General features: G+C 67.1%; 10 protein-coding genes and 2 pseudogenes. 7 read left to right on the top strand and 5 right to left on the bottom strand.

Going from position 1 to position 14,051, the window contains the following annotated elements; all coding sequences use genetic code 11:
• Positions 1-130: 130 nt before the first annotated feature.
• A pseudogene (locus IE318_RS46900) lies at positions 131-373 on the bottom strand (transposase); the annotation flags it as partial.
• 261 nt (positions 374-634) lie between these two features.
• Between IE318_RS46900 and IE318_RS35795 the strand changes: the two are divergent.
• The 3 genes from IE318_RS35795 (at position 635) to IE318_RS35785 (ending at position 3,802) form a co-directional block, all read left to right on the top strand.
• Entirely contained in the window at positions 635-1,549 is a 915-nt protein-coding gene (locus IE318_RS35795) for an isocitrate lyase/PEP mutase family protein (RefSeq protein ID WP_189907047.1), read from the top strand.
• 4 nt (positions 1,550-1,553) lie between these two features.
• Positions 1,554-2,807 carry a PrpF domain-containing protein gene (locus tag IE318_RS35790; RefSeq protein ID WP_189907045.1) on the top strand — a complete coding sequence of 418 codons (1,254 nt, stop codon included), beginning with the start codon at positions 1,554-1,556 and terminating at the stop codon, positions 2,805-2,807.
• Positions 2,808-2,929: 122 nt separating this feature from the next.
• Entirely contained in the window at positions 2,930-3,802 is an 873-nt protein-coding gene (locus IE318_RS35785; protein ID WP_308438612.1) for an aconitase family protein, read from the top strand.
• On the opposite strand, the pseudogene IE318_RS35780 reads toward IE318_RS35785, so the two are convergent.
• From IE318_RS35780 to IE318_RS35770, 3 genes and pseudogenes are all read right to left on the bottom strand, one after another.
• A pseudogene (locus IE318_RS35780) lies at positions 3,720-4,379 on the bottom strand (electron transfer flavoprotein subunit beta/FixA family protein); the annotation flags it as partial. The gene IE318_RS35785 and the pseudogene IE318_RS35780 overlap by 83 nt on opposite strands.
• Positions 4,376-5,542, bottom strand: coding sequence for an acyl-CoA dehydrogenase family protein (locus tag IE318_RS35775; protein WP_189907041.1), 1,167 nt, complete (start codon positions 5,540-5,542; stop codon positions 4,376-4,378). The gene IE318_RS35775 and the pseudogene IE318_RS35780, both read right to left, overlap by 4 nt.
• Before the next feature lie 47 nt (positions 5,543-5,589).
• Positions 5,590-6,789: a CaiB/BaiF CoA transferase family protein gene (locus IE318_RS35770; protein ID WP_189907039.1), complete on the bottom strand. Its 1,200-nt coding sequence runs from the start codon at positions 6,787-6,789 to the stop codon at positions 5,590-5,592.
• 129 nt (positions 6,790-6,918) lie between these two features.
• Between IE318_RS35770 and IE318_RS35765 the strand changes: the two genes are divergently transcribed.
• Genes IE318_RS35765 through IE318_RS35755 form a run of 3 tightly spaced genes read left to right on the top strand, consistent with a single transcriptional unit; the run spans position 6,919 to position 9,832 of the window.
• Complete coding sequence (locus tag IE318_RS35765) at positions 6,919-7,869, top strand: LysR family transcriptional regulator (protein WP_189907037.1); 951 nt, start codon at positions 6,919-6,921, stop codon at positions 7,867-7,869.
• On the top strand, positions 7,821-9,008 hold the full coding sequence (locus tag IE318_RS46960) for an HTD2 family dehydratase (RefSeq protein WP_506005420.1): 1,188 nt from the start codon (positions 7,821-7,823) through the stop codon (positions 9,006-9,008). The genes IE318_RS35765 and IE318_RS46960 overlap by 49 nt, the downstream gene beginning before the upstream one ends.
• On the top strand, positions 9,005-9,832 hold the full coding sequence (locus IE318_RS35755) for an HpcH/HpaI aldolase/citrate lyase family protein (protein ID WP_189907035.1): 828 nt from the start codon (positions 9,005-9,007) through the stop codon (positions 9,830-9,832). Before IE318_RS46960 ends, IE318_RS35755 begins: the two co-directional genes overlap by 4 nt.
• Before the next feature lie 1,143 nt (positions 9,833-10,975).
• Here IE318_RS35755 and IE318_RS35750 read toward each other — a convergent pair.
• Entirely contained in the window at positions 10,976-13,255 is a 2,280-nt protein-coding gene (locus IE318_RS35750; protein ID WP_189907065.1) for a thiamine pyrophosphate-binding protein, read from the bottom strand.
• A 219-nt stretch (positions 13,256-13,474) separates the two neighbouring features.
• Between IE318_RS35750 and IE318_RS35745 the strand changes: the two genes are divergently transcribed.
• The gene (locus IE318_RS35745) at positions 13,475-13,957 is read left to right on the top strand and encodes an Lrp/AsnC family transcriptional regulator (RefSeq protein WP_189907033.1); all 483 of its coding nucleotides are present in this window, start codon (positions 13,475-13,477) and stop codon (positions 13,955-13,957) included.
• Positions 13,958-14,051 lie beyond the last annotated feature (94 nt).

Raw genomic sequence — 14,051 nt, 5'->3', positions numbered from 1 at the left:
TGTCGGCGGACAGAGCCGCGTAGAAGCCCGCGAGCCAGCCCCGCACATCGGGCTCGATCTCCGCCTCCACGCGGCCGACCTCCTCCTGGGCGCCGCGATTCGTGATCTCGGTGAGGACCTGAAGCGACTACTTGGCGCCCTCGCCGCCGCCGGCTCACAGGCCCAGGACGTCGCGGGTCCGTCCACAGTAACGGCCAGGGCGAGGGAGAAGGGAGGATCAACGACCTGGCCGTCGGGGCCTTCGCGTGAACGCACTCGATGGAGATCACCGGGGGTCGAGCGGCCGGTTCTGGCATTGGGCCAGCCCGTCGATGACCTTGTCGGTGCTGATCGAAATGGTCGATATCGACACGCTGGCGCCGTAGACCTCGGCCCAGGCAGTGCTGCGCCGCGCGCGTCACGCGCCCTTCGCTGTGGGACAGGATCAGCGACGGCTGGCTACACTCGATGGAGGGGCGTTCCGGCAACCGGCACGCCCGCGATGCGAAACCCACCCTTCCAAGATGGGGTGAACGCCTCGGTCTTTGCAGAAGGAACTTAGACCCGGGAGAAATGCCAAGGTGTGCGGCTGACGGGGGTCGGCCCCCAGCTCGAATATTCGCGAGTCCGCACTCGAATATTTGGCGAGTCCACAATGGATAATTTTCTTCATCGCCCTGTCTCGCGTAACGCGAAACTCCGCGACCTGTTGAAGAACCCGCCTCTCCTGGTTCCTGGGGCCCATGACGGTCTTACGGCACGGTTGGTGGAGCAGGCTGGGTTCGACGCGGTGTACATGGGTGGCTATGCGTCTACCGGTGCGCTTCTCGGCCGTCCCGATATGGGTTTGCTGACTGGGACTGAGATGATCGGCCATGCCAGGCGTCTGGCCGGGGCGGTCGACATCCCTGTCGTTGCTGACGCAGACACCCGTTACGGTAATGCGATCAACGTGGTGCGCACGGTGCACGACTATGAACAGGCAGGCGTGTCAGCCATTCATCTCGAAGACCAGACGGCACCCAAGCGCTGCGGGCACTTGGCGGGCAAGGAAGTCATCGTTACTGGTGAGCACGTCGGTAAGATCAAGGCGGCAGTCACGGCACGCAGCGATCCCGATTTCGTGATCATTGCTCGGACAGACGCACTCGTGAAGTACGGCGTGGAGGCCGCGTGCGATCGCGCTTTGCGATATCGCGATGCAGGCGCGGATGTTCTGTGGGTAGAGGCGCCGACGTCGGAGGCGGAGCTCGAAACGATCTCCAAACGCCTTAGTGGGAACACTGTATTGCTGAACTGGCTCGAGGGTGGTCTTACGCCGATGATCGACATCGAGAGGATCAGAGAGTACGGCTTCGGGGTCGTGCTCTATCCGATCGGATCGGTGCTGGCCGTCACGGGCGCAATGCGCGACCACTACGCCAGTGTCCGCAAGCACGGTACCCCGCTGCAGTGCATGAGAACTCTGCCGTCCTTCGACGACTTCACCAAGGCAGTAGGTATCTCCGAGATCGAGCAGCTTTCACAGGAGTTCGCCGACCCCGACACTTCCGGATCCCAAGGGCACTGACACCATGGCGCAACAGCTTGCCACTCCGATGGCCTTTTACCGCGGTGGTACGAGCAAGGCGGTGGTAATCGACCGGCGCGACGTGCCCGCAAACGATGAACGAGGGCTCGCTGCATGGATCCTGGCGGCCTATGGTTCACCAGACGCGCGGCAGATTGACGGCGTCGGTGGCGCCGACCCCCTCACCAGCAAGTTCGCAGTCGTCGGTCCACCGACCCGACCCGGGGCGGACGTCGATTACACCTTCTACCAGGTCTTCGTCGACCGTGCCGTGGTCAGCAAAGATATGAACTGCGGGAACATCTCCTCCGCGGTGGGGCCCTACGCGATCGAGCAGGGATACGTAGAGGCACCGGGCGACGCGGTCACCGTCGCTGTGCACGCCACGAATTTCGACCAGATGCTTCACATCACCGTACGCACTGCAGACGGGCAGCCCGAAATCCTCGGTAGTCAGGCCATCTCCGGAGTACCCGGGACCGGATCGCCCATCGAGGTCGACTTCCATGAGACGGTGGGCACACACGGCCTCGGGCTGCTGCCGACAGGCAACACGTGCGACCGGATCGATGTCGCAGGCGTGGGGACTGTCGAAGTGTCCATCATCGACTTGGCCAATCTCATTGTCTTCGCAAGGGCTGAAGACTTCGGTCTGTCCGGGACGGAGAACCCCGACGAGCTCTCGGACGACGGGGAGATGATGGGGAAGCTGGAAAATTTGCGAAAGATCGCCGGTATCAAGGTGGGCCTGGCAGCGGACCTCGATGACACGACATACAAGTGCGCGCTGTCGCCATTCCTCGCCCTGGTCGCTGAGCCGAGAGACTGGACCGAATACGGCTCCGGCCACAAGCATCGGGCTCGCGAATGCGACTTCTTGGCCTTCTCGACCCTCGACGGTGTCGTCCACAAGGCGTACATGGTGTCCGGCAGCACCTGCACGGCCGTCGCCGCGTTCCTGCCCGGCACTGTGGTCAACAAGGCGGCCGGGGTGTCCGGATCGGGAGGCCGGATCCGTATCGGCCACCCATCCGGGACGGTGGAGGTCGAGGCGGCGATCGACAAGCACGGTGACAGCGGCTTCACCGTCACGCGCGCCGCGCTCGTCCGCACCGCGCGCCGACTCATGGACGGCCACGTCTACACGGCCGCAGACCGCCTGCCTTGGAGAGACGAAGCCGGCGACCTGCCCCCCTTGCAGATCGAACACCCCGGTCCGCGCACAGCGGTGCACAACGAGGTCTACCACCGTGATTGACCACCGGGCGATGCACCGCCCACCTCGGCTGTCCACCACCTCTGCGTCCTGAAAGGCATGCCATCGTGCCGCCGCAAAGCCTCTCGTGCAAACTCATCACCAAAAACCTGGTCAGCGGAACGATGCAGCCGGGTCGTGAAATCGGACTGCGCGCCCATCAGGCCCTGCTGCAGGACGCCCTGGGTACGTTGGTGATGCTGGAACTCGAGGCGATGGGCGCCGATCGTGTGACAATTGACGTCGCGGTGCAATACGTTGACCACAACCTCCTCGAGGCCGACAACCTCAACCAGGAAGAGCACCTGTTTCTGCGCTCGGCCTGCCGCCGATACAGTGTGTGGTACAGCCCACCCGGAACCGGGATCAGCCATCCCACTCACATGCAGCACTTCGGCAAGCCCGGCGATGTGCTAATCGGCGGCGACAGTCACACGGCCGCTGCCGGCAGCCTCGGCATGTTCGCCGTGGGCATGGGCGGCCTCGATGTCGCCCTGGCCATGGTGGGTGAAACTTTCTATCACCGTATGCCCGAGGTCTGGGGGGTAAAGCTGTCCGGCAGCCTGCCCGAGTGGGTCAGTGCCAAGGATGTCGGTCTGGAAATGCTCCGACGTCACGGGGTTACGGGCGCTTCCGGGCGGATCCTGGAGTACTACGGACCGGTGGTATCGAGTCTCTCAGCCATGGACCGGCACGTCATCGCCAACATGGGCGTTGAGATGGGCGCGACGACGACGGTATTCCCTTCCGACGACCGTACACGCGCATTTCTGTCCAGCGTCGGACGTGCGGACGACTGGCCCCCCTGGCGGCCGATCGGTCGCCCAGCTCTTCTTCAACCTTGGCGATCTTGTCGTCGCACCCAGAGATGTCGCTGCGGATGTCGCGCAGCTCGTAGTCGAGGTCCTCGGTATAGCCGAACTGCCCGACTTCCTCGGCCTCGATCTCCAGGTCCGACAAGTCCCAGGATTCCACCGGCCTCTTCTTGGCGGCCATGATGCCCTTGAAAGACGGGTAGCGCGCCTCGCCCGACTGGTCGGTGACCGACACGACGGCCGGCAGGGCGGCCTCCAGTCGCTCCGAGGCGGCGTCGCCATCCCGGCGGCCAACGACCATGCCGTCCTCGACCAAGACATCGGACAGCAGGGTGACCTGCGGGACACCCAGGCGCTCGGCGAGCAGGGCCGGTACGACGCCCATGGTGCCGTCGGTGGAGGCCATGCCGCAGATCACCAGGTCGTAACCGGCCTTCTCGACCGCCTTGGCCAGCACCAGCGAGGTGCCCAGGGCGTCGGTGCCGTGCAGGTCGTCGTCCTCGACGTGGATCGCCCTGTCGGCGCCCATGGACAGCGCCTTACGCAGGGCGTCCTTGGAGTCCTCGGGGCCCACTGTCAGGACGGTGTTCTCGACGTCGTCCTCAGAGTTCTCGAAGATCTGCAGCGCCTGTTCGACAGCGTACTCGTCGAGCTCGGAGAGCAGACCGTCCACGTTGTCCCGGTCGACGGTCCAGTCATCGGAGAAGTGCCGGTCGCCAGTGGCGTCGGGCACGTACTTCGCAGTGACAACGATCCTCATGCGTCCAGGCCTCCCCGCTTGACGAGCTGCCCGGCAATGACGTTCCGCTGGATCTCGTTGGTACCCTCGCCGACGATCATCAAGGGTGCGTCGCGGAAGTAGCGTTCGACGTCGAATTCGGTGGAGTAGCCGTAACCACCGTGGACACGGACGGCGTTGAGGGCGATCTGCATGGCGGTCTCGGAGGCGAACAACTTCGCCATGCCAGCCTCCATGTCGACGCGCCGGCCGGCCTCGGCCTCCCGTGCCGCGAACAGGGTGAGCTGGCGAGCCGCCGTCAGTGACGTGGCCATGTCTGCGAGGTAATTGCCGATCGCCTGATGCTTCCAGATCGGCTTGCCGAACGATTCGCGTTCCTGGGCATAGGCGAGGGCGTCCTCCAGCGCCGCGCGCCCCACACCGAGGGCGCGGGCGGCGACCTGAAGACGGCCGATCTCCAGCCCCTTCATCATCTGCGCAAAACCCTTGCCCTCGACTCCGCCGAGCAGGGCTTCCGCAGGCGCACGGAAGTCGTCGAAGGACAGCTCGCAGCTCTCCACGCCCTTGTAGCCGAGCTTGGGCAGGTCCCGCGAGACGGTCAGGCCTGGACCATGTTCGACGAGCAGGATGGAGATGCCCTGGTGTGCCGGGCTCGCCGCGGGGTCGGTCTTGCACAGCAGGGCAATCAGCTGTGAGCGACGGGCGTTGGTGATCCAGGTCTTCGCCCCGTTGACGACGTATCCGTCGGTGTCCTTGCGGGCGACCGTGTGCATGGCCTGCAGATCTGAGCCGCCGCTCGGCTCGGTCAGCGCCATGGTCGCCCGGATCTCACCGGTGGCCATCCTCGGAAGCCAGCGGCGCCTCTGCTCCTCGGTGCCAAAGTGCAGCAGAAGCTTGGCAACCACGGTGTGTCCGCCCATCGCGCCGGCCAGGCTCATCCAGCCGCGGGCCAACTCCTCAGTGATGAGGACGTAGCAGGGTGTGGAGACCGGGGTGCCTCCATACTCCTCGGGTACCGCGAGACCGTAGATACCAAGGCGCTTCATCTGCTCGATGAGGGCCTCGGGGTAGGTGTTGGCGTGCTCAAGCTCCTGGACGACGGGCTTCACCTCCTTGTCGACGAACTCCTTCACCGTCCTGACCATGAATTGTTCGTCGTCGGACAGGATGTCCAGAATGCTCATGCTGTGACGCTCCTTCCAGAGCCATGGGGTTGAGGTCGGCCGGTGGTTCAGATGACGTGCTCGGCACGCAGCCGGTCTATCGCTGCCGAGCTGTATCCCAGCCCGCCCAGGATGCTGTCTGTGTGTTCGCCCGCTGCGGGCACCGCGCCCATGCGCGGGGAGACGCCGCCAAGATCGGCCGGGGGCACAAGGGCGGGCACTATCGCTCCCCCCGGGATCCGTACGTCCCGCCAACGACCGCGTGCCTCCAGCACCGGGTGGGCCAGGAAGTCCTCGATGTCGTTGACGCCGGCATTGGCGAGGCCTGCCTGGTCCAGCAGCTTCATGGCTTCCTTGCTGCTGAGCTCGGTGAAGCGGGCGGCCAGGATCGCGTTCAGCTCCGCTCGGTGCGCCACCCGGTCGGAGGTGGTGGCGAAGCGCTTGTCTCCGACAAGCTCGGAGCGCCGTAGGAACCGCTCGCACAGTGCGGCCCACTCGCGCTCGTTCTGGACGGTGAGCAGCACGTCCTTGCCGTCGGCGGCCGTGTAGGCGCCGTACGGGGCGATGGTGGCGTGCTGCGTGCCGATGCGGGGAGGCTGGGTGCCGCCGTAGCGGGTGTAATAGGCGGGTTGGCTGACCCACTCGGCCAGCGCTTCGAACAACGACACCTCGACCGCTCGCGCGACCCCTGTGGTCGCTCGCTTGAACAAGGCGGTGAGGATCCCCGAGTAGGCGTACATACCTGCGGCGATGTCGGCGATCGATATCCCGACCCTCGCAGAGCCGTGTTCGTTGCCGGTGAGCGAGACCAGACCCGTCTGGCATTGCACCAGCAGGTCGTAGGCCTTGCGGTTGGCCCACGGGCCGCTGGTTCCGTAACCGGAGACCGAGCACGGGACAAGTGAGGGGAAGCGCTCGGCCAGGTCCTTCGCGCCCAGGCCCATCCGCGCGGCTGCGCCCGGAGCGAGGTTCTGCACGAACACGTCTGCCTTCGCGAGCAGCTGCTCCAAGATCACCCGGCCCGAGTCCGATTTGAGGTCCAGCGTCACGGACTCCTTGGATCGGTTGAGCCATACGAAGTAGCTGGACTCACCGTGCACCGTGGTGTCGTAGCGGCGAGCGAAGTCGCCACCGCCCGGCCGCTCCACCTTGATGACGCGGGCGCCGAGGTCGGCCAGCTGGCGGGTGGCGAACGGAGCGGCCACCGCCTGCTCGACGCTGACGACGGTGATGCCGTGTAGCGGCAGTTCTTCGGGGTGCTCGGTCATGAGTGACTCCAAGGAGGTGCAATGCCTGCATCCGGGCTGCCATCATGAAGTCTCATGAGCAATCAAGAGAAATAGCATTTGGTGATACCCTCATGCGCGCATGGGATACCGGCCCGAAAGGCGGGAGTCATGGACGTCAAGCAGCTCAAAGCGATCGTCACGGTGGCCGAGGTCGGCAGCGTGACGCGGGCTGCAGAGCTGCTGCACCTGGTGCAGCCCGCCGTTACCCGGCAGATCCGCACCCTGGAGCAGGAGCTCGGCGTTGCACTGTTCGAGCGGACCGCGCAGGGCATGCGGCCCACCAGAGCCGGGACGATCATGGTGGACCGCGCGCGGCGCGCACTGGGCGAGCTGGAGCGAGCGCGCGCCGAGGTACGGCCGGCCCCGGGCGCGGTGGCCGGCATCGTCACGATTGGCTTGCTGGAGAGCACCAGCGATCTACTTGCCGAGCCGCTCGTGTCGGCGATCGCGCGCCACCACCCCGGCGTTCGGCTACGGCTGATGACCGCGTACTCAGGGCATCTACAGCAATGGCTTGACGACGGGGATCTTGATCTGACACTGCTGTACAACCTGGACAGCACTCCCTCGCTCAGCGCCCGCCCCCTGGTGCGCGAGCGCCTGTGGGCCGTCGCTCCGGCTTCCGCCGGCCTGCGCGTCGACCGTCCCGTGCCCTTCGCGGAAGTGGCCAGGAATCCGCTGGTGATGCCCGCCTCGGGGCACGCACTGCGCAGTCTGATCGATGCGGCGGCGGTACGAGCGGGAGTCGACTTGGAGGTCGTCGTGCAGACGAACTCCATGCGCCTGCAAAAGCAACTTGTCCTCGCAGGGCAGGGCTGGACGGTGCTGCCTGGCCTGGGCGCCGCCGAGGAAGTCACGCGGGGCACGATCAGCGCCGCACCGTTGAGCGAACCTGACGTGTGGCGCTCAATCGTCCTGGGTGCACCGAGGTTCGGGCGCACGCCGCCTGCGGTGGACGTGGTCGCGCAGGAATTGGTCCGACAGGTCAACTTGGCGGTGACTCAAGGAAGATGGCCCTCCGCCGTCCAGGACACCGATGGTCCCGCCGGACGTGCTTGACGCTCCCCCTCACCTTGTCCGTCCTGGCCCTGCGCGGCGATCAGGGCGGGGCCGCCATGCGCCGCGTAACCGGGGGCGGAGCGCTGCCGGCCATGTCTCTACGACATAGCCGCATCACAGATTTCTATTATTCAGTCTGCCTTATCACGGTTAATGATAGATGCAAGCCAGACGGTCCGCGCCACTTCGGCATCCCCGCATGGCCGCTTCCACGAAATCGAACCGTGCTCACCCGCCCCTGGAGGTCGACGATGTCCCCCACTCCCAGCGCCCCGTCCGGGACAGCCCCGCTCGACTCGTACCTGGATTCCTGGGCTCCTGCACCGGTCAGGGACGAAGATTCCCTGCATGCCGGCCCGGTGGCAGCACTGTCGGCCGTTTTCGACCTGCCCGGCAGCGCTGCGGAGGCCGGGGACCCGATTCCGCCGCTCTGGCACTGGCTGCACTTCTTGAACTGGCCGGCACACAGCGAGCTCGGCCACGACGGTCACCCAGCGAACGGGCACTTCCTGCCGCCCATTCCCAATCGACAGCGCATGTGGGCTGGCGGCCGCTGCGAGGTCACGGAACCGCTCCGCCTCGGCGAACCCGCCCAACGCCTCAGTAGCCTGAGCGCGGTGACCTCCAAGCGCGGACGCACGGGGGAACTGCTCTTCGTCACCGAGCGTCGTGAGTTCCGGCAGGGCGGCCGAACCCGCCTCGTCGAAGAACAGGACATCGTCTACCGGTCGGGACGGAGCACGGCTCAACACCCCGACAAGCTCGACGAGTCGGCTCCTCCCCGGACCGACTCGCCCTGGCAGCTTCCCCTCCGGCCTGACCCGGCGCTGCTGTTCCGCTTCAGTGCCCTGACCGCGAATGCGCACCGCATTCACTACGACGCCCCGTACTGCCGGAACGACGAGGGCTACCCCGGCCTCGTCGTCCACGGCCCCCTGCTTGTCCTGCTCATGCTCGAACTGCCTCGGCGCCACGCGTCAGGAAGGCAAGTGCGGTCCCTCTCCTACCGGCTCAGGCGACCAGTGTTCGCCGGCGAGCGCATCTCGGCTTGCGGCACTCCGGCCGGCGGGGGCGCCCAACTGTCCATCGCCACTCACCGGGAGGCGCAGCACGCCACGGCGGAGGTGAGCTTCGGATGACCGACCTGCGCAACCGCATCGCCGCAGCCAGGACCCTGCTGTTCGTGCCGGGAGACCGGCCCGACCGTTTCGACAAGGCGGTCGCATCCGGTGCCGACCTTGTCGTCATCGACCTCGAAGACGCCGTGGCCGCCGACGACAAGGAGCGCGCCCGAGAGAATGCCACGGCCTGGCTGGCACTCGGCAATCGGGCCGTCGTGCGGATCAATGCACCAGGAACGCCGTGGTCGGAAGCGGACCTCGCGAAGGCTGCCGAACACTGCTGCCCAGTCATGGTGCCCAAAGCCGAAGACCCCGTCATCCTTTCGGAACTTGCCGCCCGTACAGCCGGCCGGTGTGACCTCGTCGCCCTCGTCGAGACAGCTCTCGGCGTGGAGCGCGTTCACGAGGTGTGCGCCGCTTTCGGCGTCGCACGAGCCGCCTTCGGTAACGTCGACTTGGCCGCACAACTCGGTGTTGCCCATGATGACCACACAGCACTGGCTTACGCCCGCCAGCGACTCGTCGTCGCCTCGGCCGCAGCGGGGATCGCTCCGCCGATCGATGGTGTCACCACCGCCGTACGCGATCCTGAGGTACTGCGCGCCGACATCGCCCACGGACGACGGCTGGGCTTTGCTGGCAAACTCTGCGTTCATCCCCACCAACTGCCGTACGTCGCGGACGGTTTCGCGCCTTCGGCACGGGAACTGCAGTGGGCACGCGCCGTCCTCGACGCCGGAGAGTCCGTCACTACGGTTGACGGCCACATGATCGACAAGCCGGTACTGGAACGAGCACGGCGCGTTCTGGCGGCGCCCCATGTACCGCACGCCGCAACCTGACGCGAGGCAGCTTGGACGTGTTGGGCGTCCTCGGCCTGCCCTGCAGGCTGGGTTTCCCGTTTCGAACCATCCGCGGGCAGTCTGCGGTGGACCAAGGGTGTCACTCGGACCCGAACGGCGACCTCCCGGTCCCGGACCGAGCGGTCGGGCTCATGCGACGGTGGCGGTACTGGTACTGGAGGCCCGCCACCAGAGTGATGCCGCCGTGGCCGATCGCGGTGGCCTCGCTGGCCAGATAGAGCCGACGACGGCGCTCATCCAAGGTGCGGCAGGACCAAGCACACCACGGTGGCTGACGTCGATCCATACGGGAGCGGTGCCGTTCGGGGGCCGGACGAAGACAGGGCCGAGCCACTGGTCGGGGCCGGCACGGCTTCCATTTGCACGTCGGCGCGGTAGTCGCGGGCGGATGTGAAGCAGCGCTCCAGCACGTTCAGGGCGGCCGGGTCGATGGCTCCGAGGAGGGTGCTCCAGGTGCAGGACGCCGGGTCGAAGGACATCAGCGGGCCGAGCAGTTGCCACTGGTTCTCCCAGTGAGCGACTGCAGGCGGGGAACTGATGGTGATCTTCAGGAGCCATCCGCTGGGTGTGGTGGTCAGGTTGTTTCCGTCGAGCTCCGCGGAGGAGTCATGGTGTCGCGGTCCGGACGGGACGTGTGGTCGGTCGTCGGCGCAGGAGTGACCTGTCGGCCGTTTGGAGACGACCGCTCCGATTCTGCCGCCCGCGGCCAGAAGCGGGCGACCGGTTGAGGGCGCGGTCGGTGGGGGAACGGGCCGCGCCCCGGACCACTCTCGTTCGACTCCACTCAGAGACTTCACGGCGTGTCCCATCATTCAGAGCCTGCGTCTGCCCGGCCTCCTCGCAGGGCGGACGGCGGGGATGTGGAAGACCGTCCGACGGCACGGCACGGCTGGCTTGTCAGGGCAGATGACGTGCCGTGGACGGGGTTGGGGAACGGCCGCCAGGCGGTGTGACGCAGTGGGACTGCTCCATCGCCAACCGTCCGGCGGTACGTCTTTGCGGCAGAACAGGGCGTACCGCCGGACGGAACTCAGGGGCGGGAGGGGATCGGGTGCGGAGACGCGGGCGTGGCCTTTCCCCCACCGCCGTCAGGTTCGTTCAGAGGCATGTGAAGGATCTCTTTCAGTCGACGAGGTCCAGCGCGGCGGCGACGATGCTGTCGGTGTCGATGCCGTGGTAGCGGTAGACGTCCTCGATCGACCCCGACTGTCCGAACCGGGTCACGCCGAGGGTGGTGGTGGGCGTGTTCTGGATCGTGCCGAGGAAGGCGAGAGTGTGGGGGTGGCCGTCCAGGACGGTCACGAGGGGCGTGGCTCGGTCGGCGGGGAAGACCTGGTCGAGGATCCAGGTCGGGTCCTCCGACAGGCCGCGGCGGGCCTGAAGTGCTCGGAAGAGCAGGTCCGGGCTGGTCACGCTCACCACGTCCGCGGCGTGGCCGAGGGCGGCGAGCCGGTCGGCGGCGGCCAGGGCCTCGGGGACCAGCGCGCCCATCGCGGCGAGGGTCACCACGGGCTTCTCGCGCTGCCGCAGCCGATAGGCCCCGGCTGTCACGTGTCGGCGGCGGCGTTCGCGGGCGGCCGGGTCGCTGGGCACGGCGGCCGCGGACTGGTCGACGGGCCGGGTGGACAGCCGCAGGTAGGTCGAATTCCCGTCCGGCCGGCCGAGGTTGCCGAGCGCGGCCAGCAGGCACCATTCGGTGTCGATCGCGAACGCGGGCTCATAGGTGACGCAGCCGGGCTGCTCGATGCCCAGCGAGGGTGTGGTGATCGACTGGTGCGCGCCGCCCTCCGGGGCGAGCGTGACGCCAGACGGGGTGCCGACCAGGATCGACTGGCCGCCGGCGTAAATGCCGAACGACCACGGCTCCAGAGCCCGGTTGACGAAGGGGTCGTAGACGACGCCGATCGGCAGCAGCGGCTGGCCCCAGCGGCTCCAGGTGGCGCCCAGCTCGCCGAGCAGGCTGACGAGGTTGGTCTCCGCGATGCCCAGCTCCACATGCTGACCGGTCGGCCGCTCCCGCCAGTGCAGAATGGTCTCGGCGTCATCGGCGAACCAGTCGGTGCGTTCGGTCGGTGACCACACGCCGACTTTGTTGAGCCAGCCGCCGAGGTTGGTGGAGGAGCTGACGTCCGGGCTGACGGTGACGATCCGGCCCGCTGCCTCCGGTGCCCGCCGGGTGAGGTCCAGAAGGACGCGTCCGAGGGCCTGCTGAGTGTTGCCGGTGCCGGTCGGTGCCGGTCGGGCGAGGTCGGCGGGGACCTCGGGGGGCTGCTCCGATACGTGTTCGGGGCGGTGCAGCCGCCTGGCAGCCGCCGCGCACACGGCTGCTTCCGGCGATCCGTCGGCGAAGGCCTCCCAGGGGCGGTCGAGATCCGTTCCCAGACGGTCGGCCAGTGTCCTCATCTGGTCGGCGGTCAGCAGCGAGGAGTGGTTTTGGGGGTGGCCCTCGGTGGGCAGCCCGTACCCCTTGACCGTGTACGCGAAGATCACAGTCGGGCGGGTGTCGTCGACGCCGTCGAACGCGTCCATCAGCGCCCCGATGTCATGGCCGCCCAGGTTGCGCAGCGCCGACAGCAGCGAGGCATCGTCCAGGGGCTCGATGAGGGCGGCGATCGGTCCGCCCGTGGAGCCGGCGCCGGGCAGGCGTTCGCGTAGCTCGTCGGCGGAGCAGCGCAGCAGGCGCTGGTATTCGGGGTTGCCCATGGCGTCGATACGGGCGCGCAGGGCCTGGCCGCCCGGCCGGGTGAACAACTCCTGCAGGAGATGCCCGTACTTGAGGGTGATCACCTGCCAGCCGGCCGCGGCGAACATGCCCTGCAGCTTGTCCGCGGCGATACCGGGGACGACTCGGTCCAGGGACTGCCGGTTCAGGTCGACGACCCACACCACCTCACCCAGGCCCGGCACCATCGGGTCCTGAATCGCTTCCCAGATCGCGCCCTCGTCCAGCTCCGCGTCGCCCAGCAGGGAGTACTGGCGTCCCGTACCGGCGCCGCCGAAGTGGCCCTCCACGTAGCGGCGTGCGAGGGCACCCCACACAGGGGCGGTGGCGCCGATACCGACCGAGCCCGTGGAGTAGTCGACCGGGTCGGGATCCTTGGACCGGCTGGGATAGCTTTGCAGGCCCCGGAAGGCGCGCAGGGTGGTCAGGTAAGACGCGTCCAGCTCGCCCAGCAGGTAGTTGATCGCATGCAGCACCGGTGAGGCATGGGGCTTGACCGACACCCGGTCGTTTGCGGTCAGCGCGTGGAACCACAGGGCCGTCATGATCGAGGTCATCGAGGCGCTGGACGCCTGGTGGCCACCGACCTTCAGCCCCGAGGGGTTCGGTCGCACCCGGTTGGCATGGTCGATGATCGCGGTGGACAGCCACAGCACCCGCTGTTCGACCGCCTCCAGCAGAGCGAGTTCCTCCTCCCGGTCAAGGACCGGGTCATTGCCGTTGGCCGGCCTTGTTTCCGCGATCGTCACAGGACCACCTCCGCGATGCACCATGCTCTGAAGAAATTGACGTTGTGCTCCATCAGTAGACGGATGGATCTCCGGATGCACTATATGTACTCCTATAGCTGAGCATTCTGCTCAAATTTCGAAGCGTATGAGAGGCGCCGACCGAGCATCATGAACAGTGAACGGACCATCGATGCCACCGACGCCCGGATCCTGCTCGCCCTGGCGGCCGATCCGCGGGCCACCGTCGTCGCCTTGGCCGAGCAGCTGGGGCTGTCCCGCAACACCGTCCAGGCCCGGGTGGCCAGGATGGAGCAGAGCGGCGCGCTGGGCTCCTTCGAACGCCGGATCACCCCGAAAGCGCTGGGCCACCCGCTGACCGCGTTCGTCACCGCGCAGGTCAATCAGCATCAGCTGGCCGAGGTGTCCCAGGCTCTGGCAGGCATCGCGGAGGTCGTGGAGGTCTTCGGGCTCAGCGGGGAGACCGACCTGCTCGTACGGGTCGTCGCCGCGGACGCGGAGGACCTGTACCGCGTCGCGGGGCAGATCCTCGCCGTTCCCGGCATCGAACGCACCACCACGGCCCTGGCCATGCGCGAACTCGTGCCGCACCGCCTCACCCCGCTGCTGCGCCGTGCCGCGAACCGCTGCTGAGCGCTCCACTGAATGTGCCGCACCACGCCGCAAGGTGACGTCGACTCGGCAGGCGCAGCCGCTTGGAAGGCAGCGGACCAGGACGCGCTCCGAT

Source organism: Streptomyces spiralis, assembly GCF_014654675.1.
Lineage (GTDB): Bacteria > Actinomycetota > Actinomycetes > Streptomycetales > Streptomycetaceae > Streptomyces > Streptomyces spiralis.
This window is presented reverse-complemented; position numbering and strand designations above follow the sequence as displayed.